Raw genomic sequence first — 22,302 nt, 5'->3', positions numbered from 1 at the left:
AGGCTTCAGGTCCTCAAAGAGATCCGTGTGCGTTGGGCTGCTAGGACAGCTCTGCCGTTTGCCCTAGCAAGCTTCTGAAGGTTGTAAGCTACGATTTTAGCGGTGTCCCGGTCCAAAGTGGCGCAGAATTCATCCATAACCCAAAACTGAGCCTTACTCTCCATCATCTTAGCAATCTTGTAACAGTAACGTTGCCCGTCAGAAAGCTCACGATAACGCCTAACGAAAAGAAAGGCATCATTTAAGCCTACTCGAGAAAGCAGCTCTAAGCCTTCCTCAACGGTTTTGCCCACAGTTTCAATTAGAGGCTTGTCAGGATCCACGTCGATGTCGGCGATGTTGATGACGCCGCCCAACTCAGGGTTATCTCGGATATCCTTCTCCAATGTGCGTAGCAAAACCGATTTGCCGCTGCCAGAATCACCCGTGATGTACACGATGTCGTTGAAGCCGATTTTTAGCTCCACGTTGTCGAAGATGACAAACTTCTGCTGCTGATCGGCGCCGAGCCCAAACGCTTCTGAAACCGCTATTGTGCGTGGTGTGATCTCTGTTGCTGTTTCATACGCAATGTCAACTATGAATTTGCCTTCTCGTTTATCATAGCGACGGGCATACTTCGTAATTTGGAAAAATTCCTTTCGCCCTGTCATGCTGGAATCATCTGCAAGAATGGTTCAGGTATTAATCTACGGTAGAGAACAAAGCCAAGGCGCAGGCCTAGTGGCAATCGTCATGTGCGCCTTGGGGATGGTTAAGGGCTATAGACCCGTCTTTTCTCAATTCGAAGCGCTCAACGTTAAGCTCACTAACCCGCTCAGCGGAATAAGCTTTTACTGTACTTCTACGCTCAGTGCAACAAGGATATGTGTCGACTTTGAATGAGAATGATTTGGCTGGTCAGATTGCTGAGCAGTTGGTTGGTCGCGGACGTGAGATTCGTTTGATTCTGGCAGCGGTGAGGTCTGGTACTCCGGTTTTGATTGAAGGCGGAGTTGGGCGAGGGAAAACTAAGGTTTCTTTGGAGGTGGCTAAGGCGTTGAAGCGTCCTTTTTTCCGTGTTGACGGCGCGCCTGACATGACGATGCAGAAGATTGTGGGTTGGTTTGATCCTTCCCTCGTTTTGCTGGAATCGGATGAGGCGGAGAAGCGGGATATCAAGCCTGGTTTTTCGTGGGACACGTTTATCGATGGACCTTTAACGAAGGCTATGAAGGAAGGCGGCATTCTTTTCGTTAACGAGGGCACCCGTCTTCCCTCTGACACGTGGAATGCCTTGCTGACAGCTATGGATGAGCGAATCGTAGTTATCCCCAAGCTCGGAACTATAAAGGCAGAACCGGGTTTTTCTGTTATCGTGACTGCGAATCCGATGGAGCATGCTGGGGCTTATCCTCTTCCTGAGGCAGCGGCTGATCGTTTTGTGTGGGTTCCTATGGAGCGTCAAGACTCGAGTGAGGAGCGGGAGATCATTCGTCGAGAGCTTTTACTACGAGGATATGAGGACATAGCCAAGAATGAACAAGCCTTGGATGTTATTGAGGCGTGTGTGAATCAGACTTTTCATCATCCCGACTTGGCCACGGGAGTTTCGGTTCGAGCTGGCATTCAGATGGGTTGCATACTTGCTGAGTTGGATGGAGACGCGCGCGATGAGGATGTGGTTCTTCAAGCAGCTCTCATGGCTTTTCAGAAGAAACTCAAGCTGAAAGATAATGTAACAAAGACTAGAGAGCAGATCACAGCTGAAGTGGTTAACGCGGCGTTTCACGGAGCCTTCCGAGAAAGAGTCAGCCGCCTACCAGACCGCCGCGACCCCTTTGCCAATGACGAGAATTCTCAAGCAGACGAAAGGAGTAGTGCCAAGCGAAAAGATGAGATTGATGAAGAGCTAGTGAGAAAGAAGGCAGTTGCTAAGCAGCCTAATAAATCGCTTGCGATGAGAGAGATTTACACGTTAAGGTCTTACGCTAAGGACAGACCTGAAAAAGTTGCGGAACAGCTCAACAGCGACCCTGAATACATCAAAGAGGTGCAAGGTGCGAATCCTGAAGTTTTCTTAGAGGTTTTCCACAAGGTTCGACCATGGCTTCACGAGAAGGTTTACGATCTCATTCTGCACACGTACACTGATAGCGTCTTGAGGAAGGCTGAAGAAATCTATCTCACTGGAGCCAAGTCGCCTTTGATGAGGCGAGTTGACTATGAATCTGGCAGAGAAGTGGACTGGGATGAAACAATCGACAGTTACACTGAGACAATGACGGTTAATAATGACACGATAGTTTCCAAAGAGCCTTCTCGAATCAAACGTTCCTTGGTTCTCATGATGGATCAGTCTGGTTCGATGGCTGGGAGAAAGATTTTGACTGCAGCCTTATGCACAGGTGTTCTCTCCCACGCGTTAAAGGATGAGGAGTTTGCTGTTCTCTTGTTCAGCAGCAAGGTCTGTGCTCTTAAGGAAATCAATGCGCGCAAAGACTTGCACAGGCTCGTAAGGGAAATCTTGGAGCAGAAACCTGAGGGCTTCACCGACATTAAAGGAGCGTTAGACATGGGGTTGAAACAAATGACGAAAGCCTCTTCTAAAGCCAAGATTGGCGTTCTCATAACAGATGGCATACACACGACAGAAGACCCTGTTCCGATAGCTGAGGAATACCCAGCCCTCCACGTTTTGGCGGTTCCGAGCGCAAGAGGAAAAGTAGTGAATTTCGAAAACTGTCGACGACTAGCTGAAGCAGGGAAAGGAAAGTTCCTCGTGCTGAGAAACTACGAGGATGTGCCTTCAACCGTGCTCAGGTTACTCACGTTTGATTGAAAATCAAATCCGCTTGACACGTTTTTGAGAACGGGACATTAATCGAAAACCAGATTAGCCACTTCAACAGACGCTCGCTTGCGTGAGTGATTGAAAATGGCTTTGGATGTTGTCTGCAAGATGGAAGTAGACCCGAAAACCGCCAAGTGGAAGTCTGAATACAAGGGCAAAACCTACTATTTCTGCGCACCCATGTGCAAGCAGAAATTTGATAGAACCCCAGAGAAATACGTCAAATCCAAGTAAAAGCGGAGCGTGTAGGCAGCGTTGGAAGAACGGGTAGAGTATCATAGAGGCTCTCGAGCAAATAGCAGAGTGTTCAAGGAAAGGGTGAAGCGCGCAAACACACTGATGGAGAAAGCTGGTCTCGATGCAATTCTCCTAACTAAGCCTCAGAACATGATGTATCTCGTGGGTGATGGTAGGCTCTGCGCTTTCGCCATAGTTGCGAAAAATGGAAGCACCTACGTCGCCGTGCCCAAGACCGACCTCGAAGACGTGAAGAAGACTTGTGCATCCGAACGCATACTCGGATTTGATGATGAAGTTGGAATGTTGCATTCGCTTATGCACATATGGAAGGAACTGGACCTGAAAAAAGGCAAAGTCGGTGTTGAAAACACTTTCTTGAGGGTTTCGATGCTTGAGATGTTCAAGCACCCACATGCTAAGCCTCCGAAGCTGGAATTTGCTGATGCCACTTCAATAATGACTGATTTGAGAATCGTGAAGTCCAGAGAAGAGGTTGAGCTGCTGAGGAACGCGGCGAAAGTAGCTGACTCAGCCATGGACGCTGCGATAAATGCAACCAAGGCGGGAGTAACTGAGACTGAGATCGCGGCTGAAGCTGAATACATGATGCGGAAGAAAGGCGCTGAAGAATTCTTTAGGACTTACGTAGCCTCGGGTCCTAGGTCGTCAATAGCTCATGGTGTAGTCAGTCTTAGAAAAGTGCAGAGGGGCGATCTGGTTATGATCGACATTCATCCGACCGTCAACGCGTACCATGCAGATCTCTGCCGCACAATATCTGTTGGAAAAGCTTCTGAAAAACAGCGCAAAGCGTTCAAGGTGTACATGAAAGCGCAAAGAGCAGCGGTGGAAGCCGTCGGTCCCGATGCGACTATGACGAAGCTTGAGAACATTATGCACGAGGTATTCGAAAAAAAGGGTTACGAAGCGTATTTTCTCGGTCCCCCGATTCACGGCGTAGGCTTGGAATTCGAAGAACCTCCGTTGCCGGCTGGACATGCTTTCTTTCACGGAGAAGAACCTAAAGATGAACTTAAGCCCGGCATGGTAATATCAATCGGCAACTGCGGTCTTTACTTGGGCAATTTCGGTGTAAGAGTTGAGGATACAGTTGCAGTAACAGGCAAAGGCTACGATGAATTAACCAAGTATAACAGAGCGCTAGAATGACCAATATCAAAGAACACGCCAGCGAAACACGCGGCATCAAGATCGCGTTGCTAAGCTACTCGGCACTGGTTGTCCTCCAGCTAGGGGCATACGCCTCAACTGGAGTTCTAGTGCTGTTGGCGCAGGCTTTAGAAATGCTGAGCGACGTCTTGGTCTCCTCTTTTCTCTTGCTATCGACGTACTGGTCGCGGAAGCCAGCCGACGAGTTCCACATGTTCGGTCACGGGCGAGGTCAGAACGTTGCAGCCTTGGTTTCAGCCACAATTCTGATTTTCTTCATGAGCTTAGAGATGTTTCGAGAGGCTGTTCCAAAACTCTTTCAGACGCAAGAAGCTGGTGAATTGCCTAACACAAGTCTTGCTTTGACTGTGATAATTATCGGCGTGGTGGTCATCGCTGTTCCAACCATTGACATTCTTAGAGTTAAGACGAAAGGAGCTTCCGTAAGAGCGCAGTTGATTGCACTTCTGAAAGACGAAGTGTCTTACGTGGCAGCGCTGATCGCCGTGATTCTCGTTGCGCAAGGCTACCCTGTGGCTGACCCTTTAGCTTCCACGTTTGTGGCTGCAGTAATTGCTTCCAGCGGCATATACTTGTTTAAAGATAATGTTCATTACCTTGTGGGCAGAGCACCCAGTAGAGAATTCATGGAAAAGATCGAGTCGACCGCAAAGTCTGTGAAAGGCGTCTTAGGAGTTCATGATCTGAAAGCTGAGTACGTGGGACCGAACATGGTTCACACGGGTTTTCACATAGAGGTAGCAAGAGGCACACCCATAGAAGAAGCCGACAGAATCGCTGAAGAGGTTCAAGACAAAGTTAGCCACGAGACGGGCTGCAAACACTGCGTAATCCACGTTGACCCATACAGCTCAAGTGGGCAAGACCCAAAGAAGTAAAATTCAACGCCGTACGCATATATCGTACACACACGCCAAGGATCTGACTGCCTTGACTAAAGTCCTTTTTGTTGAGCCGCCAAAAGACTACTGGTTTGTAATGGGCGAGTATCTTCCTCCCCCTTACGGAATCCTTCAACTCGCCGCGTATCTTGAAAGCCAAATCAAGAATGTGGACATCGAGGTTGTCGACTGCCAAGCCATGGGCTTAAACTGGGAAAAACTTGAGAAACGCATTGAATCCTTCAACCCAGACGTCGTTGCCTCAAGCGGGTTTGCTACATGCAACGCATATGTGACAGCGCGAACCCTTGAAACAGCCAAGAAAATCAGTCCAGACGCCGTGACAGTTACAGGCGGACAACACTATACGGTTACTGCCCAAGAAAGCCTTGAAGCCTATCCCGAAATCGATGTTATCGTCAGGGGAGAAGGCGAGCAGACGCTTGTGGAACTAGTGGAAGCGGTCGACAAAGCGCATAAGAAACCAGATCTCTCAAAGATCAAGGGCATATCCTTCAGGCATGGACAGACAATTAGACACAACCCGGACAGACCTTTGATGGAAAACTTGGATGCTCTGCCCTTTCCGGGATATCATTTCGTCAAAGACTATGTCCACAAGTATCACTTCACGATGATGGCGGGGCGCAAGGGCTACGGCATGGTGGAAGCATCACGCGGCTGCCCTCACCGATGCACTTTCTGCTCCCAATGGAAACATTGGCAAGGCGTCTGGAGACACAAGTCGATCAAACGAGTCGCCGACGAAATCGAACATCTGTATAATAATTATGGAATCCGGTTAATGTGGCTGACCGATGACAACTTCGGCTTTGGCAAACGCATGGAAGAACTCTGCGATCAACTGACTGCTCGCAGATTCTCAGATGACTTAATCGTCTTTATGCAGGGACGATGCGACGACGTTGTGAACAACAAGGACCTGCTGCCAAAGATGTACAGGGCGGGAATCAATTTTCTGCTCCTCGGCGTTGAAAGCCACAGCAAGTTCACGCTCAACAGCTTCCGAAAAGGAACCAACCCAGACGACAACAGAAAAGCAGTTCGATTGCTGAAGGAAAACGGCATCTTTTCACAAGCCACATGCATAATCGGAGAACGAAGCGACACAGAGAAGACAATCAATGACCTGAGGGAGTTCATCAACTTCATAGATCCCGACCTCGCTATATTCATGATTTTAACGCCGTATCCAGGCACCGACCTTTTCGAAGAAGCCAAACGCAACAGCTGGATCGAAGACTGGAACTGGGCTAACTACGACATGGTCCACGCCATAATGCCCACAGAAACATTGACCCGAGAAGAACTTCAGCACGAGCTTTATCGATGCTACCGAAGTTACTTCGGATCGTGGCGCAGGCAGCTTCAAGGCGTGTTCTCACGTAATGCCATAAAGAGAAGAACCTACCGCTACATGATGCGCCAAGGCGTCCTGAGACAGTTAAAGAGCCTAGTCCCAGGTTGACCCAAGTTTGCAGCGACGCAACCCCAAACTGAGCAAGGCTAGTTTTCTTTTTCAAGCTTCAGTTTCATTCTTCGGATTAGCCCTTGTAGTCTTGCTTGCAGTCAACCCGCAAGTTTCACCAGAAGCCTTTGCTTGGCGCAAACCTTTAGTCGGTACCGCTTTCGCAACCGTTTGTGCACTAGGAATTTTAGCTGCCCTGTCGCCCGGTAGATGTTCAGGAAGGTTCAGAAGCGATTTGAAAAAGACGAAGCCATTTCCACAAATTTCTCATGCCTCTGCCTCTGCTCTAAGTGGGCATCACCCTAAGTGCAGCCAATTTTCGGGGCACGTTTTCACTGTAGGTGGAAGAGTGTTCTGCGCCACTTGTTCCGGACTGCTGTCAGGCGCAGTGCTTGCACTTGCAGGCGTTGCCGCCTATTTCTTCGGGAATTTGCAGATAGGTCAGAATGCGCTACCAGCTGTCGCCGTCGGTGTTGTGGGCGTTGCGCTAGGATTGTTGCAGTCCCTGCTACCCATTCAAAAAGGTGTTATGCGTTTGTTCACGGGCGCTTTTTTTGTGGTTGGAGCGTTTCTCATCCTGTTAGGCGTCGAAGAGCTGACACATGACGTTTTTGCGGACTTCTTCATCGCAGCCCTGAGCATTCTTTGGATTACGACAAAAATATCATTTTCAAAATGGGATCATGAGCGAACTTGCTTGCGTTGCGCAACGGAATCCTGTGACGCGAAGGGAAATCCCGAGGAATAAAGAAGGGTTAGTAGCGGCGGGTTGATCGGTAGATTCCGCCTGCTATTATGAGTATGCCTATGATGATGATTACTAGCCACCAGAGTTCAGGTGCCTGAGAAATCCAACGTTGTTGTTCAGCTAGTGTGAATATGCCCCAGAGAAGTATCAATGAGCCGATGGCTATGCCTGCTATAGCGCCGCCGTGGGGAAGCCCAAAGCATTCGCCTTCAGCTCGTTTCCTCTCATATCGTCGTGATTCAGTTGTTCCAGTCTGCAGGCTCATGCCGCATTTTACGCAGTACGCTGCCGCGTCTTCGTTCTTCGTGCCGCATTTTGAACAGTAAACCAATTCTGTATGCTCTCCGTTCACATCTTCGATTCCATTTTGTTCTTAAGGCTTTTGGAGCCTCGGGCGGGATTTGGACCCGCGACCGCCGCCTTACCAAGGCGATGCCCCACCAGGCTAGGCTACCGAGGCACAATATGCTCAGCGCACGTTATTTTCACGTTAACCGTAAATTAAGGTTTCCCGCCAAATCCGCTGGGCGCCAACACACCAAAAGAATTTTATGCAAACAACCTGAACATGCATAGTTCGTGCGCGCCTGAAACCGAAGCAAGCGTAAAAGCATTTCAACTCTGGGGAGGCTACGCTTGATAATATTTTTCAGATGATGAAGACGAGCAGGGATTAGAACAGTTCCCGGCTGTCATGATAGAAAAAAGTTGACTGATGAAAAACTTCCATCCTCTTTTCAATATTAATCGAGAACCAAGAAGTCAGTATTACACTGTCTAAGCTGGAGTTAATAACATCTGAAAACTCAGCGCCACAGATAATCCACTATTCTTAAGTTTAGTATGAACTCTAATATCTCTGCTTTGACATTCACCACGCGCAGGTTGTTATGGGAGCGGGGGTTTCCAAGCCTGGTCTAAGGAGCAGGGCTTAGGACCCTGTGGCGTAGGCCTTCGTGGGTTCAAATCCCACCCCCCGCACCAGCCTCGCGTGAACCATAGCTGTGAACATCACGAGAAGATTGAAGTTAAATCTGAATGCTCACGCAGAATTCCCGATTCGCAAACCTTTTTTTTGTGCGCTCAGAGAAAAGAGGCAATTTGGATTCGGCGGGCTCGAGTTGTCAATAAAAGTAAAGGACGTTATGGTTCAAAATGTCAAGACTGCAGACATTGAAGAAACCGTTCTAACAGCGACGGAGATAATGAACAGACACGAAATCGGCTGCATAGTAGTCGTCAACAAAGAAAAACCAGTCGGCATCGTAACCGAAAGGGATCTGCTAAAAAGAGTACTTTTTTCCAGAAAGGACCCGGGCAAAATACGGCTACATGGAATAATGTCAAAACCACTCGTGTATGTCGCCCCCAACATAACTCTAAACAAAGCTGCGCACGTGATGATCAGACAGCGAATCAAGAAATTGATTGTAATGAAGAATGAGCGCCTGATGGGTATTCTGAGCCTCACAGACGTAGCCTCGGCGCTGAGAAAAAACAATGCAGGCGTTAAGCTTTCTTTAAAGAATGCACCAAGCAATTTCAAAAAGACTCTCGAATTGTATGACGTTGACCTAGAAGAAAGAAGATGCCCACAAATTGTAATTGGTGGATCGTTAATCAACTGTTTGGGGCCAAAATGTATGTGGTTTGATGAAAACGGGTGCAGAGGTAGTTTGCGTTCACGGGACTAATTTTCGCTGTCCTGCAGCAATGTCAAGACAAAAATACACCTCTGAAGACGATCACGAAAGCTATGTTAAATTCAAGAAACACAGACGGCTGGTCTCAACAACAGATTCGCGAACAACATGCCCGAAGACAAGAACAGCAGAACAAGGAACAAACTAACCAAACACGATTTGGTTTGCGTCACTTTCTCATCTCCTCTGATTCGTCCTCTCATTCATGTCTTACATAGATTAGTTTTGCCCTAGACCGCTTCCTAGGGTTCTTGAGGCATCTGCCCTTCGTTGGGCAGTATTTCTCTGCATGAAAATTGAAAGCTTTAAACACCGGCTCCATTGTTTCCCTGTTGATTGAGTAGATTCGTTCTTTCCATTTCCTTTCAACAAATACAAATCGACACTCCACTAATGGTTTCAAGTTATGCGAGATCATGCTCTGCTCCTGTTTCAGCGCATCCGCAACCTGTTTGACGTTCATGGGACCTCTGCGCAAGTTTTCAAGGATGGCTAATCGCGTAGGATTGGCTAGAACCGAGAAGAACCTATAGCAAGTCTCGGCTAGACTTTGTTTCAAGGACTAGACCAGCCCAACGGACTCAGATGAAATATTCTTCAACAATGGATAAACCTTACTATGCAACTCCAAAAAAAAGGCGACATGCAACAAAACTATGAATCACGCAGATATCAAAATCAACTGGAAAAAACTACTCAGCCCACGTCATACTTACTGTGTTAGCTACTGTCCTGCAACACGGTAGTCGTGTAAGACACAGTCTTTATGCCCCGATTATCTAACAGTGTCACTTCAGCGCTTGAAGGCACCAAAGGACCATCCCAGCTTATCTTAATCTCATAGATGAAGTAATTGTACGTAGAGCTGTAATAGCGCTTAGCGGTAAAACTCTGGTTTGCACCACTTAACTTCACACTAGGAAAATTGCTTGCTTGCAGATTAATCACAGGTTCTGGCCCTTCCTTGTCTACTGACACATAAATGAGTACATAGCGTTTGCTTGATTTGGTGTACCATATAGCATCCCGAATACTCATTTTCAGAAATACATGAGATGAGAAATTGTATCCCGTCAAACCCGCCGACGCAATATCAATGCTCACCGTGGCATTTGAAGCAACATACGACGCGGGTTGGTTCCAAGTGCGATTCAAACCCAAACTGTACTTCAGACTAACTCCATATGCAGAACGAGCCTCATTTGCCAGTGCATAACCTACGTCAACGCCAAAACCGGGATACGCATTTCTCACATCCCTAATCCATTGGTTAAAATAGTCCCTCAGAACGGTGGAGTTTGATGTTTGCGCATAGTTAGCCAGTCCGACTTGAAGAATATTACATGATGCTGTTTTGACGCTGTCTACTATTGTGACGTACTCTTCCCATCTTTCCTGCCTATAATAAGTGACGGTTCCATAAATGACCGTGCTAACCGACACTATCATGATGGAAAGCAACATAGCCCCGATGATTATGAACTGCCCTTTCGTTTCCCTAGCCAGCCTCATTCTTACCCAGTCACCAGCTTTAGAAGCAGAATTCTTGGGTTGTAATTCGTCCGATATCCTGGCACAATGTACGTCACCGAAGCAACAGCTCCTGAAGAGCTGAAAACCTGCTGATCTCCGTACTGCATCAAAGGATGGCTAATCCGATTATAGTTTATGTCATAGATGGACAAGTTGAAGTAAACGTTAGTAGGTAGTGAGACCACGAGAGCAGAAGTGAAATTCGCCCACTCAGAATTGTAAACATACCGTGCCAACAACTGCTGTTCATCGATATCATGCAGAATGTTGTGACCGATTTTCTCCAGCTCGCTTGTATCATGCGCTTGACTGGAAGGAGTTGCAGCAAAAAAGTAGAGGAACGTGAGTGCTGAGATTACGATCAGTGAAGCCATTATGGCCTCAACGACACGCATTTGACCTTTGACGCTTCTACGATTCCTCACTTTTGTCATTTTTGTTGTCAAGTCTTCCACAGCCGTAACTCTGCAACGTAAGCCATCCCTGCAATTATGACATCTCTCGAAATAGACGCCGAAGCCCCACTGCTAACAGGCACATTGTTGAACCGCATTATGCCACTCTGTCCCCACAACCCATAAGGACCAATCAGCACTGCCAAAGTTCGACCGCCTGGCTCATCTGTCTCTGTGCGGAAGGTTATGATCAACACTCCTGGTTCACTTTCATAAAGTCCGTTGAAGGCTTGGCTCCAAAGAGTTTGGCTACCGTAATTCAGTTTGTTGTCGTTGCCTGTTCCAGTGCCATTCAATAGAGAAATCGATGTTTCGAAATTGTACATCATGATGTTAGTTATCCATCGTGCATCATTTGAACCAGGGACATCTTCAGGCATGCTAAGTACTATCGTGTTGCCGACAACGTTGATCTTGGCAATGTCATCTGGATCATGCGTATCTTGGGCTGACACAACCAGTGTCGCTCTGTCAGCAACAGTAACTCGGAAGATAACCAAGACATCTTTGATCTTATCGTTTCCACTCACACTGACTGTCAGACTTCCACCGCTTCTTCCAAGAGAGTCCGTATTTGTCACGACGTTCGAGGTATATGTCATATAGCTACTGGAATCGACAGCGTAGACTATTGTTGCACGCACAATAGCATTAGGTACAGGTTGTCCGTCATAACGTGACACGTTGGCGGTGAACGTGATAGTTGCGGTATTGTCGTTGGGTCTCGCGATGTTCACGTTTCGGGACACATTGAACAGAGGACGAAAAACAAGACCAAAGGCGTAGCCAGACAGCCCCAGCAGCTCCTGAGCCCTTTGAAAGGAAATGTTTCCCATAGGATTGTATGCAAGCCTTTGAACCTTATTTGAGTCCAGAACGTACAATGAAGGATCGTTCAGAGCAGCTAAACCAAAACGCTTCACATCACTCTCATTGAACATGCCTGTGCCATGCATAGATCCCCAGTTATTCGGATAGCCCTCATCAAAGAGAATCGTCTTCATGACTGATAGAGCTACGTTTTGCAGTTGCTGCTGATCCAGATACAAAAGGTTCACGTAGCTGAGGCTGGGCACTACGAATACAGCGGCAATGAATATGGCGCCCAAAACTACAGCAGCCATCATATGGTCATATGCTTCGCCGGTCATTTAGCCCATCTCCTAGGTCCGCGCATATATTATCACCGAAGACTTGCGACACCATATACCTACCCTTGCCACCATAAAAACGTATCGTGGCGTCTGCAGTCTTCGCACGCTTGATGATCTGCGTTTTCGTTGCGCGTCACCCCTTATAGGCTATCCATACGTAGACGTTTTGGGCAGCGCGTTGACACCCAGCAACAGCAGCCTTAACACTGTATCCAATAGTCTGCGTCTTCATAGTGTCCACTTTCAGACCTCTTGGAAGCCACGAAGTCACATTGAGCCAAGACTTCCCTTGGATCACGCCTTTCACTGTCTGGGCATTATTGCCTGCATCGTAAGTGATATCAAGAGAATAGAATGATCCGCCAACATCCAATGGCAACCTGAGACTCTTTTCCAAGGGGGGGTTCGTGTTAGTAGCATTTAGCAGCAGGTACAGATTGGCTATTGTATCCGCCACATAGTCTGTGAGTTCCCGCAGCTCTCTCCTAAGCATCTCAGATGAAATGTTGTCAACAACATAGAAGTAAAAAACCTGGACAGCGAATACCACTGCAATTAAGGCACCGGTCAAAATGAGGTGGCTTAGGGTTGGCGCCGCCATGCAATCTCACTCCTAAACGTTTACCTGCACATTGGCGACAACAACGTTGTACACAACTGTTCCAGGAACTGTTAGCGTAACTGGCACTTGGCTTGCAGGAGCGCTTCCTATCTGAACCGAAACTACACTCGTTTGATTAGTAACTCCAGTGAAACGATGAGACGCGGTTGTCACACTCAAGGTCTTGGCTTGTAGATCGAATTCGTTGACATATGACCATGCACTTGGGACTAACATTGAGAGCTTGATTACCCAAATGTCCACGTAGTTGGTTTGCGTACCGTTTACAAGAATAACTGAGGTTCGCATGGCGCGAATTCGATAGTCCAGAGTCATGCTGACCATGCCCGGTTGTTGACGGATGACGGCTCTGCCGTAGCCGTCCGAACTGCTGGAGATCAGTGAGCTGCTGTTGCCCAAGATGTATGATTCATAGTTCGGGTCGAATGAGACGTAGTCGGTGCTGAGCCAATACTTTACTATGCCAGTCATGCCCGGATAGGTAGCATTGGAAAGCGACCGAGCCACACCGTTAACAGTGGCACTTATTGTAATGCTGTTTGCATTGGGAATTAGCTGCAAGTAACCATATTGTGCTGCGAATCTTGCTGAGCGGGTTGCGCCTGGCTTCCATGCGACGTTCTCTAACGCGTCGTTATAGGCCAAAATGGATTTCTTGGCAACTTCCCACTCAGATATTCCTCTTTGCTGGTCTAGCATTTGATAGGCATAGATAAACGCTGCCAACACCAAGGCAACCGTCACTGCCGTCATGATCATGGCTGATAAGGTGTACGAAGCGGCTCTGTTGTGTTTGAGAAAAGGGAGAAGCTTCAGCCTTCTCAAAAAGTCACCATCTTGGGAACGATAACTGACGCCACCAACGTGAGTATCACGAGCAAAGCTGAGTGCTTGAAGCCCGCTGCAATCGATTCCTCACTGATTTTGCCTGCTACCAAGCCAATCATGAAAACATGAATCATCACAGACACGCTGAAAGTCATTGAAAGGCCTGATATGTCAATGCGTGATCCGCCAACGCCTTCAGTGGCCATGCTTGAGGTCTTGGTCACGAATATGAGTGTCAAGAGAGTTGTCGACACTAGCATAATAGCAGCGAAGTATGGGATCAAGAGGAATGGTCGAGAGTTGCTCTTCTTCTCCCTCTCAACTTCCTGCGTCATGTTGTTGAAACGGGTCAACGATTCAATCATCGCGATAGTTCCACCGCCCACATCGATTCCTTCAACCAGCAGGAATATGACTAGCTGAGAAAGCCAGCTCTTAGTCCGCTTGATGAAATCCATAAACACCTGCCTCAACGGTATACCCCAAGAAAGCTGCGATGAAATTCTCTCCAAATCATTGGTGAACTCACCGTAATTCCTTCTAGACAGATTCTCAATGCATTTCTCAGGCGCCATACCTGTTTTTCTGATTTCGGTTAGGTCTCTGAGAAAGCTGGCAATCCCTTTTTCAACTTCTGACTTCTTCTTGGCTAGTCGAGTGTGCACAATTGCAGCAGGCATTGTAGCTATGAACAAACAGACTGCAAGAGCAGTGGGCAGATCAACAATGCTTTTAATTGCATCGAAAACTGGAATCTGAATGAAGCCGCCGAAACCTGTGAGCGAAAGAAAGAGCACTGCAGCAACTGCAGATGATATAGCAGCAACTTTGTATGGTCGGTATTCGGTTATGGGGCTTTTCGGTTGCATGTCGTGAGCCAAGTATATAAACACAAGAGAGAGCATAGGCGCGAACACATATGTGTACAAGATCATGGTCGAGTACATCCCTACGCCCGTGCTGTAAATTGCATCAACGCTGAACAGGATATAGAAGCACAGCGACATCAGAACCATGACAATGACGAAAGACTCAAGCAATGTACCTAGGCGTTCCGCTGCAGCCTTGATTCTCAGAGATCTGTGCTTGAAGATGTCATGCGTCTTGGCTTCGAGAAAGTGACTGATGTCTCCCCCAGTTATGACTGTGGAGGCGTAACCCGCCATGAAATCTCGGTATGTGTCCAACGGATGGTTCTTGGCCGAGTCTTCGAGAGCAGAGAGAGGGTCAACGCCAAAGATTTCAACATCACGCATGATCTCTCTAGCTTCACGTCTCATAGCAGGCATCAGATGAACATTACACAATCGCTTGATGCTCATGTAAGGCGATATGCCGCCCGTTGCCATGACAGTAATGTACGCTGACGCGAAAGGTATTTCCCGTTCTAGCGAACTCGCTCTCTCGCCTGCTTTCATTGAAGGCGTGATCATGAACACTATCATAATGAATAATGGCATAGGAACCAAGAAGACAAGGAAAACAAACTTGAAGAGATAAAGCAGGATCAGAGCTGCCACTGTCACTGGTATTGTCAGAACTGCTGAGAGAAACATCAATGTGACGTAGGTTTCCGGATAGATTTTCATTCCTGCTCTTTTGAGATTGCCCTTGAACTCGAAGATGGTGCTCAAGAATTTTGGAGCGATGTTGCCGAAGAGGCGGTATGACCAGCCTTCTAGGCTATTGAGAAGTGGCAAATGCTTCCACCCTCTTCTGGTAGAATTCATCTGGTCTTGCATAATACTCGGAGATGATGGCTGCTACGTCACGGTAACTTCGTATCTTATGCGCACGCATCCACTTGAGGACATTCTTCCGTTTCTCAAGCTCATCTAAGACCTCCTGCTCGGTCTTGCCACTTTTCTTCGCTATCGTAGGAATAAGCACGCCCTTATCGATCGAGGAAGCAAAGTCGTCATCAGCTGGACTCCAGTTGTAAGCTTTCTTGTACTTTTCATAGTCCGCTATTTCCTCAACCGCGGTCAGGCGTCGATAAGCTCTCATTTCACCACCCTTTGGCAAATGCACTCGCTGAACCACAGCAATAACGTTCATCAAGGATATGTAGGCAGGAGCAATATCCATTGGTTTCGAAGTCAACCGTTTAACCGCTGAATTAACACTTTCAGCGTGCATGGTACACATGCCACCGTGACCTGTCGCCAGAGCTTGGAACAACACGTAAGCTTCGCTACCTCGAACCTCTCCTACGACAAGATAGTCTGGACGATGTCTCATAGCTGCTTTGACTAAGTCGAACAATGAAACTTCGCCGCTGTGGTTCTCGCCGAGACCGTAGCTTTGACGGGCTATGAAGGCAACCCAGTTCTCATGCGACAGATTAAGCTCAGCTGTCTCCTCGATAGTCAGAATCTTGCTGCCTGGACGAATTAGACAAGCCAAAGCATTTAGGGCAGTGGTTTTGCCGGCACCCGTTCCGCCCAGCACCATGACTGATGCTCTGTTCTCAAGGGCCATCCAGAAGTATGCTGCCACTTCTTCTGAAAGTGTGCCCAAATTGATCATGTCGATGATTGAATATGGATCTTCCCTGAACTTCCTGATGGTAAACGTTGTACCGAAAGGCGTTACTTCTCGTCTATAGCAGACTGCGAGCCTGTGTTTACCTGGCAGTGAAGCGTCGACAATGGGGAAAGCTGAGCTTACATGCTTGCCGGACATGTGAACTAGTTTGACGATTAGGTTGTCAAGTTCTTCATCGTCTTTGAAAGACATGTTGGTTTCAAGGCTTTCGAACTTTCTATGCCAAATATAAACTGGTTTGGTAACACCGTCACAGGAAATATCCTCAATGTTGGGGTCATGCATGAGAGCATCAATATGGCTGAAGCCGACCAAATCACGCTCAGCATGGTAAATGATCTTTGACCATGATACGTCCGGTAGCCATCCCAAGCTGATGCGGTACTTGTCCACTATCTTCTTAGCTTCATTGTCGAAGAACTCTCTTGGATTCTTTATTTCTTCCCGTGGCGACTTGATCTCAGCGAGCAGAACTTCCAATATCTTGTTGTAGATTTCTCGTTCAAAAGTGTCCAATTGCAACTCGTCTAGAATGTACTTGTACTCGCCTGTCGCGGGGTTCTGCACGATAACCGCATGAGCGAACGGTTCATACAGGCTAGTTCTTTCAACAACATTATAACCGCGTGGAATGGACAATGGCGGCGCGGGAGGAATTGCGTCAACCTTTGGCTTCTTACCTAGACCTATCTTTATCCCTGAGAGTTTGAGGTGTACCATTGTAGTTCTCCTATACATGTAGTAAAAGGTCCTTCTCTTAAATCTTGCGTCTTACTACAACATAAATAAGAAACCCGAGCAACATCAAAAAATGGATCAAAATGGCATTCGAAACATTAGAAAGTGTCTGGTCGAAATCAACCATTCACTTTCAAAGACGGCAATCTTAGAATGACAGCTTCATACAATAGAAAACCGCCAAAAACGCTAACAGCACCTTGAATGGCATTGAAGATACTTATCGCCGGAAGCCAAGCAACCACCACTTCAATCCGGGCTGTTGTAAAGACTGGAAGAAGAAGATAGTTTGCAGCAGCCATGGCAATCACGCGCACCAAAACGCCAGAAGCCATGGACAAAGTCTTCCACCATCGACTGGCAGGTCTGCGAGCTCTCAAAACCAAATAAACACCAACAATCGTGGAGAACTCAGCGAGAAACTTCATGAACCCGCTGAACCCAGTTGGATCCCGCAAAGATATGCTTCCCCACGCCACCAACCCGGTTATAGTTCCAGAAAGGAAGCCAAAAAGAAAGTATGAGAGCAGCATCAGGACACCAAGCGCATCAAATCTGAGCATCGGTAGAATTGGAAAAGGGATTTTCAGCCCTCCAATCTTGAATGCCCAGTCAAGGACAGCCACCATTGAGCCCAAAAGGGCGGTCCCTGCAATGAAGACGCTTTTTCGCTTAATGTAAAGCTGAGTCAAATCGCCGACACCTTCACTTTTAGCGTTTGGTGTTGTTGCGAAACTATATTAACTTTTTGTCTGAATTTTTATGTCTATAAAGTCATAATAGAGTTGCGCAACACTCATTCGTGCTCTATCTGTTGCGCTAGTGAGAGAATTTCTCTTACCAAATCAGGGTGCAACGGTGACAGGACACGAGAACGCCCCACCTCAAAGATCTGCACCAACCCCGCCCTTTTCAAAACGTCCACATGACGGTAGACAGCAGCATAGTCCATTTGCAGAGCCTTGGCAACTGCCTTGATGTGAAGTGGACGCTTTGTCTCATTGATTATTGCAAGAATTTTGAGCCGAACCGGATTCCCCAAGGCACTGAACACAACGGACAGCTGCTCTTGACTCAGCTCACCTTTATTTGACATCGGGCATTCACTCCGTTCTTCTTTAGTATTTTCACATTTAATTTATGACATTTTTGCTCACTTTTCACGCAGAGGTTTTTGGACAGGCACAGTTGTTATGAATCTATCCATCATGACGGGATACCGAACCTACGGTGTATACGTGGCAGCAGACCGACGGAGATCACAAGGGGACGATTTCAACAGTTAAACAAGGGTTTCTTAGAAGATTTCTCTTTCCCCAAGTTTTCGCAAAGCCTTGCCCTTCAACCTCACGGTTGGAATCGTGGTTTTTTCAGGCTCTGTCTCCACAGTTTTTCTTCTAACGCTTTCGCCACACACGCCATGAGGCAGCAAACGGCGTTTTACACATGTGGCAAAGTTACAGCTGACAACATCGCAGTTATCCTCGGTCCATCTGCACCAGATTGCATCGCCACGATACATCATCGCGTTCTTGCCGCATCTGAACAAGCTACACTTTGGAGAACAATATTGAACTCCAGCCAAAACCAACACCTCGTCGTGAAAACTAACTCATATTTCCAAGTGTTGTTTCTCTAACCGTTCCTCAACAGATCGCTAAAGTGAAATGTGGATAATAAAGTTTTCTTGAACTCACCGCTTGGTTTGTTTTCGCAAAACCTTCAAAATGCGCGCTCTAGTCAAGACGAGCAAAACAACAATCAAGAGTACAATGAAGATCATTAGGACAAAAACGCTAGCAGCGATCGGATAACCCATCAATGCAACATACTCACCCACATTGAAAGCCACTTCATTCGACCCTGCTCCCAAGAACTGCGTTTTGACTCCCACAAGCTTGCCAGCCAAATAAACCGATACCCGAGAGTCACCACCCAACAAAGAGACAAACCGTGCCGAGCCACTGCCACCCGTGGTCTGGCTAGAAACCAAAACGAAACCCTGATCAGTCGGGCGTTCAATCCTCACTTCAGCATTCGCCATCGGCTGACCGAAAAAGTCGAAAACCCAAACAGCGACATCAACGTTCAATGTTCCAAGATTGAAAGTGAACGCCAAAGGCTTGATCAGGTCTAGTACAGTTTCACTGAGAAGATCCTCGCCCCTATAAGCCCTTAGTATGTATCTTCCGAACGGTAACGAGAAGAAAGCATCGCCGCTCAGGCTCGTCTCCTTTGACTCAAGTGGCGTCGTGACTCCCGAAGTCCATTCATAAGCGTGGATACTGATCCCGGCAGCATCGCCATTCTTGGAATCTAAAGCATGAACGTTCAACTCGTGGGTCGGCAAGGTAAGATTAAGGGTTACCCAAGGCGATGCGGGCTGAGACTCGACGCTTACCGATGTGTTACTGAAGAGCAAGCCATACCGCGAGGCTTCGACTTGATACGCGGTGTTTGTGAATAGATTTTTGAGCGTTGCCATCCCGGTTGCATTGGTTTGACCATTTGTGACATCTGTCGCTGTCTTGTTGTCTCGTGTGGTGAAGTTGTACCTTAGCGCAATATCGATTAACGAGACCGCCACATCATCTTCTGTCTTAACGGTTGTCAGGAAATTGACCAAGCGAAGCGGAAAGACCAACTGCGTGTCTACTCTTATCGTCTGGTTCAAGAGTAGACCTACCTCCTTGTTCCTGATCACACCCTTGAAAGTGTAGTTGCCACCGTCAAGATTGAACCGCAACCAGCCCGTTGAGTTCGTGTTTCCTTTCACCAGGACTACGCTTGGAGCAGTCTGATTGTAAACTTCGATTAATGCGCCTTCAACCGCTTCAGCCGCCAGATTCTTCGCCTGGACAAGACATACTACCCCAGTAACGTTGAAGTCTTGAGCATCGCTTGGCGTTTTGACAGTCCCGGTCGAAGTTGTGTTTGCAAATGAAATGTGATAAGTTCCGGGTGTAGCATTCACGGGAACCTTCCAAGACAGCGTAACGAGTCCGCCAGCGTTGGCTGTGAAGTTCTTAGGAAATCCAGAAACAGACGATGACCCAGTCTCCACGTTCACGGTGACTACTTCTGATGGCTCGTATCCAGCAGCCTGAATCTGGACGTTCTCATTCCTGCGATACACAGTCTTGTCAGTCAAGCCCACTGAGAACTGCGTCGCAGCAATTGTGTCGTTGAAAGCCGCGAAATATGTTCCAGTGAGGTTTGTGTGCGCGCTGAAGTCGTTTGGATAGGTCTTGACTGCTCCGCCTGAGCCTGTTGAGGTTGTGTTTGAAAGTTGTACAATTGCTTGGTTAGTTTGATTAGCCGGTTTTTTCACTGTGACGTTTGCAGAATAAACCGTGTTGGGTGCCCCTCCAGTGACGTTGACTCTTATGCTTGTTGTGGCGCCCTGCTGAAGCTGCTCTGGCGGTAACGGAGTCTCCACTTGTAATATGAACTCTGTGCGAAGAGTGAAGGTAGTTGAACCTACATTGTCTATGGTAGCGTTGTTGTCAATCAGCTCCACAAGAATAGTTCGACCTGGAAGCGAGGCGTTAGTCGGAGGGATGGCAATTGATGTGGTAACTTGGGTGCTAACAGCTTTGCCCGTAGTGAGGTTTTTGGCCTGATCCCATCTTATCGTGAAAGTTCCATTTACTGTACCTATCGTCCCTGTCACTGCCACAATGTCTCCCACGTGGCCGCTTGTTGGGTCAAGCAAGATCGAGGGTGTCGCCATCACACTTGGCCCTGGAAATATTTCCAAGGCTGAGAGCACGCTTGTCAGAGCTAGAAAAAGTGTCAAGGTTTTCAACGCATTAGTTTTCATGTCGATCTCCCGAATGCAGTCTGCCCCAAACCAAGTATGCAAGTCCGAAGTTGTGAATCCTTTCCGCAGTGTCTATTTTAAGCTTTGCCATGGTTGACTCGAAGCCAAAACCTTAGTACGACAAAGACCTTTTGTGTACAGAAACTCAATGCGTCAACAAGGAGAGCCAGCATGCGTCTAATGCTTGTGATAGGCGCACGTCCCCAAATTATCAAGTCAGCGCCGATAATCCGCGAAGCTCAGAATCACAAAGAAATCGAACTTCAACTAATCCACACTGGTCAACACTACGATTTTGAGATGTCCAAAATTTTCTTCAATGAAATGGAACTACCAGCACCTTTAGCCAATCTGGGTGTAGGCTCAGGCACCCATGCGTGGCAAACAGGCACCATGATGATAAGACTCGAGGAGACAATCGCGGCACATAAGCCAGATATGGTCATGGTGCCAGGCGACACAAACTCCACAATAGCAGGTGCGCTGACAGCCGTGAAACTTCATTTGCCCGTGGCTCACGTGGAAGCTGGCGCCCGAAGCTTCGACACGAGAATGCCTGAAGAAATCAACCGCCGCCTAACAGACCACTGCTCCTCACTATTGTTTGCGCCAACCCGAAACTGTGCCTCAAACCTGACCACCGAGGGGCTGCCGAAAAAGAACATTAAGGTGTCAGGCGACACCATGTACGATGCACTGCTTCAACACATGCCAATCGCATCGAAAAACAACATTTTAAAGAGACTCGGACTTCGAAGCGAAAAATACGCTGCATTGACCCTTCACCGACCGGAAAACGTAGACGACAGAGCAACGCTTGAACGGATAGTGAAAGCAATGATGATCTTGAGCAAGTTGACCGTAGTTTTTCCAGTTCACCCAAGAACTAGACAACGTTTGGCAAATGCAGACTTACTTAAGAGAATTGAGGCGACTGGTCACATGAAGCTCATCGACCCAGTTGGCTACAATGAAATGCTGCAGTTGACTGAACATGCGAAAATGGTTTTCACGGACTCCGGTGGATTACAAAAGGAAGCTTTCTGGCTCCATACGCCATGCATAACATTGCGGAATACCACAGAGTGGACGGAGACTGTGGGAATACATTCGAACATCCTAGCTGGAAGCAACCCTGCAAGAATCATTAAAGCAGCCAGAGAAATAATGAAATCACCCGACGTGAAAAATAAGTTTCGAAAGCTGAAGAATCCTTTTGGTGATGGCCAAGCCTCACAAAGAATTGTTGCAGAGGTATTGAGGAGAAAGTGAGGTCTGACTCTCTCGATTTGGTGAAATTTTTTTTGTTTTGTGTGTTGTGTGGTTGTTTGTGTTTTGGGTTTTGTTTTTGGTTTGGTTGTTGTTTTGGGTTGTGTTCGAGGTTGGCGTGGAGTGATTTGTTAGTGATTTCTAAGTGATTTGTTGGGTGTTTTTGGGAGTTTAGTTTCATTCGTCTCTGGGCAAGGTTTTTTTCCTTTTTGTCGTTTAAGCTAAAAGTTTGTGTTTAGTTTTTTGAT

23 protein-coding genes and 2 tRNA genes are annotated in these 22,302 nt (G+C 47.4%); 10 read left to right on the top strand and 15 right to left on the bottom strand.

Translation table 11 applies throughout. The annotated features are described in order from the left end of the window. Window positions 1-5: 5 nt before the first annotated feature. Window positions 6-653 carry an ABC transporter gene (locus VJ249_03025; GenBank protein ID HKZ93540.1) on the bottom strand — a complete coding sequence of 216 codons (648 nt, stop codon included), beginning with the start codon at window positions 651-653 and terminating at the stop codon, window positions 6-8. A gap of 19 nt (window positions 654-672) precedes the next feature. Between VJ249_03025 and VJ249_03020 the strand changes: the two genes are divergently transcribed. The 7 genes from VJ249_03020 to VJ249_02990 all read left to right on the top strand — a co-directional run bounded on the left by VJ249_03020 (window position 673) and on the right by VJ249_02990 (window position 7,382). Continuing rightward, entirely contained in the window at window positions 673-885 is a 213-nt protein-coding gene (locus VJ249_03020; protein ID HKZ93539.1) for a hypothetical protein, read from the top strand. Continuing rightward, window positions 878-2,821, top strand: a complete 1,944-nt coding sequence (locus VJ249_03015; GenBank protein HKZ93538.1) for an AAA family ATPase — start codon at window positions 878-880, stop codon at window positions 2,819-2,821. Before VJ249_03020 ends, VJ249_03015 begins: the two co-directional genes overlap by 8 nt. A gap of 96 nt (window positions 2,822-2,917) precedes the next feature. Beyond that, the gene (locus VJ249_03010; protein ID HKZ93537.1) at window positions 2,918-3,067 is read left to right on the top strand and encodes a YHS domain-containing protein; all 150 of its coding nucleotides are present in this window, start codon (window positions 2,918-2,920) and stop codon (window positions 3,065-3,067) included. A gap of 21 nt (window positions 3,068-3,088) precedes the next feature. Continuing rightward, window positions 3,089-4,243, top strand: coding sequence for a Xaa-Pro peptidase family protein (locus tag VJ249_03005; GenBank protein HKZ93536.1), 1,155 nt, complete (start codon window positions 3,089-3,091; stop codon window positions 4,241-4,243). Then, window positions 4,240-5,142: a cation diffusion facilitator family transporter gene (locus VJ249_03000; protein HKZ93535.1), complete on the top strand. Its 903-nt coding sequence runs from the start codon at window positions 4,240-4,242 to the stop codon at window positions 5,140-5,142. Before VJ249_03005 ends, VJ249_03000 begins: the two co-directional genes overlap by 4 nt. 52 nt (window positions 5,143-5,194) lie before the next feature. Next, window positions 5,195-6,634: a radical SAM protein gene (locus tag VJ249_02995; GenBank protein ID HKZ93534.1), complete on the top strand. Its 1,440-nt coding sequence runs from the start codon at window positions 5,195-5,197 to the stop codon at window positions 6,632-6,634. A gap of 349 nt (window positions 6,635-6,983) precedes the next feature. Then, a complete protein-coding gene (locus VJ249_02990) occupies window positions 6,984-7,382 on the top strand; it encodes a hypothetical protein (protein HKZ93533.1) in 399 nt (132 codons plus the stop codon). A gap of 7 nt (window positions 7,383-7,389) precedes the next feature. On the opposite strand, the gene VJ249_02985 is transcribed toward VJ249_02990, so the two are convergent. Next, a complete protein-coding gene (locus VJ249_02985; GenBank protein ID HKZ93532.1) occupies window positions 7,390-7,713 on the bottom strand; it encodes a zinc ribbon domain-containing protein in 324 nt (107 codons plus the stop codon). A gap of 52 nt (window positions 7,714-7,765) precedes the next feature. Further along, a tRNA-Thr gene (locus VJ249_02980) sits at window positions 7,766-7,842 on the bottom strand. A gap of 436 nt (window positions 7,843-8,278) precedes the next feature. Between VJ249_02980 and VJ249_02975 the strand changes: the two genes are divergently transcribed. Further along, window positions 8,279-8,366: transfer RNA gene (locus tag VJ249_02975), tRNA-Leu, on the top strand. A 137-nt stretch (window positions 8,367-8,503) separates the two neighbouring features. Further along, window positions 8,504-9,076 carry a CBS domain-containing protein gene (locus VJ249_02970; GenBank protein HKZ93531.1) on the top strand — a complete coding sequence of 191 codons (573 nt, stop codon included), beginning with the start codon at window positions 8,504-8,506 and terminating at the stop codon, window positions 9,074-9,076. Window positions 9,077-9,284: 208 nt separating this feature from the next. On the opposite strand, the gene VJ249_02965 is transcribed toward VJ249_02970, so the two are convergent. The 12 genes from VJ249_02965 to VJ249_02910 form a co-directional block, all read right to left on the bottom strand. After that, a complete protein-coding gene (locus tag VJ249_02965) occupies window positions 9,285-9,644 on the bottom strand; it encodes a metalloregulator ArsR/SmtB family transcription factor (protein ID HKZ93530.1) in 360 nt (119 codons plus the stop codon). 161 nt (window positions 9,645-9,805) lie between these two features. After that, window positions 9,806-10,597 carry a hypothetical protein gene (locus tag VJ249_02960; GenBank protein ID HKZ93529.1) on the bottom strand — a complete coding sequence of 264 codons (792 nt, stop codon included), beginning with the start codon at window positions 10,595-10,597 and terminating at the stop codon, window positions 9,806-9,808. Between the two features lie 2 nt (window positions 10,598-10,599). Then, a complete protein-coding gene (locus VJ249_02955; protein ID HKZ93528.1) occupies window positions 10,600-11,013 on the bottom strand; it encodes a hypothetical protein in 414 nt (137 codons plus the stop codon). A 47-nt stretch (window positions 11,014-11,060) separates the two neighbouring features. Continuing rightward, complete coding sequence (locus tag VJ249_02950) at window positions 11,061-12,224, bottom strand: hypothetical protein (GenBank protein ID HKZ93527.1); 1,164 nt, start codon at window positions 12,222-12,224, stop codon at window positions 11,061-11,063. Between the two features lie 136 nt (window positions 12,225-12,360). After that, on the bottom strand, window positions 12,361-12,828 hold the full coding sequence (locus tag VJ249_02945; protein HKZ93526.1) for a hypothetical protein: 468 nt from the start codon (window positions 12,826-12,828) through the stop codon (window positions 12,361-12,363). Between the two features lie 12 nt (window positions 12,829-12,840). Then, complete coding sequence (locus tag VJ249_02940) at window positions 12,841-13,674, bottom strand: hypothetical protein (GenBank protein ID HKZ93525.1); 834 nt, start codon at window positions 13,672-13,674, stop codon at window positions 12,841-12,843. Then, the gene (locus VJ249_02935) at window positions 13,671-15,377 is read right to left on the bottom strand and encodes a type II secretion system F family protein (protein ID HKZ93524.1); all 1,707 of its coding nucleotides are present in this window, start codon (window positions 15,375-15,377) and stop codon (window positions 13,671-13,673) included. Before VJ249_02935 ends, VJ249_02940 begins: the two co-directional genes overlap by 4 nt. Continuing rightward, window positions 15,361-16,944, bottom strand: a complete 1,584-nt coding sequence (locus tag VJ249_02930) for an ATPase, T2SS/T4P/T4SS family (protein ID HKZ93523.1) — start codon at window positions 16,942-16,944, stop codon at window positions 15,361-15,363. Before VJ249_02930 ends, VJ249_02935 begins: the two co-directional genes overlap by 17 nt. 137 nt (window positions 16,945-17,081) lie before the next feature. Then, window positions 17,082-17,654 (bottom strand): ECF transporter S component, encoded by a 573-nt coding sequence (locus tag VJ249_02925; protein ID HKZ93522.1) that lies wholly within the window; start codon window positions 17,652-17,654, stop codon window positions 17,082-17,084. Window positions 17,655-17,758: 104 nt separating this feature from the next. After that, window positions 17,759-18,058, bottom strand: a complete 300-nt coding sequence (locus VJ249_02920; GenBank protein HKZ93521.1) for a winged helix-turn-helix domain-containing protein — start codon at window positions 18,056-18,058, stop codon at window positions 17,759-17,761. Between the two features lie 201 nt (window positions 18,059-18,259). Further along, window positions 18,260-18,547, bottom strand: a complete 288-nt coding sequence (locus VJ249_02915) for a hypothetical protein (protein HKZ93520.1) — start codon at window positions 18,545-18,547, stop codon at window positions 18,260-18,262. A gap of 108 nt (window positions 18,548-18,655) precedes the next feature. Continuing rightward, window positions 18,656-20,785: a hypothetical protein gene (locus VJ249_02910; protein ID HKZ93519.1), complete on the bottom strand. Its 2,130-nt coding sequence runs from the start codon at window positions 20,783-20,785 to the stop codon at window positions 18,656-18,658. A gap of 171 nt (window positions 20,786-20,956) precedes the next feature. On the opposite strand from VJ249_02910, the gene wecB reads away from it, so the two are divergent. Next, the gene (gene wecB / locus VJ249_02905; GenBank protein HKZ93518.1) at window positions 20,957-22,057 is read left to right on the top strand and encodes a UDP-N-acetylglucosamine 2-epimerase (non-hydrolyzing); all 1,101 of its coding nucleotides are present in this window, start codon (window positions 20,957-20,959) and stop codon (window positions 22,055-22,057) included. Window positions 22,058-22,302: the final 245 nt, after the last annotated feature.

It is taken from the genome of Candidatus Bathyarchaeia archaeon, from assembly GCA_035283685.1.
In the GTDB taxonomy this organism is placed as follows: Archaea; Thermoproteota; Bathyarchaeia; order Bathyarchaeales; family Bathyarchaeaceae; genus DATETJ01.
This window is presented reverse-complemented; position numbering and strand designations above follow the sequence as displayed.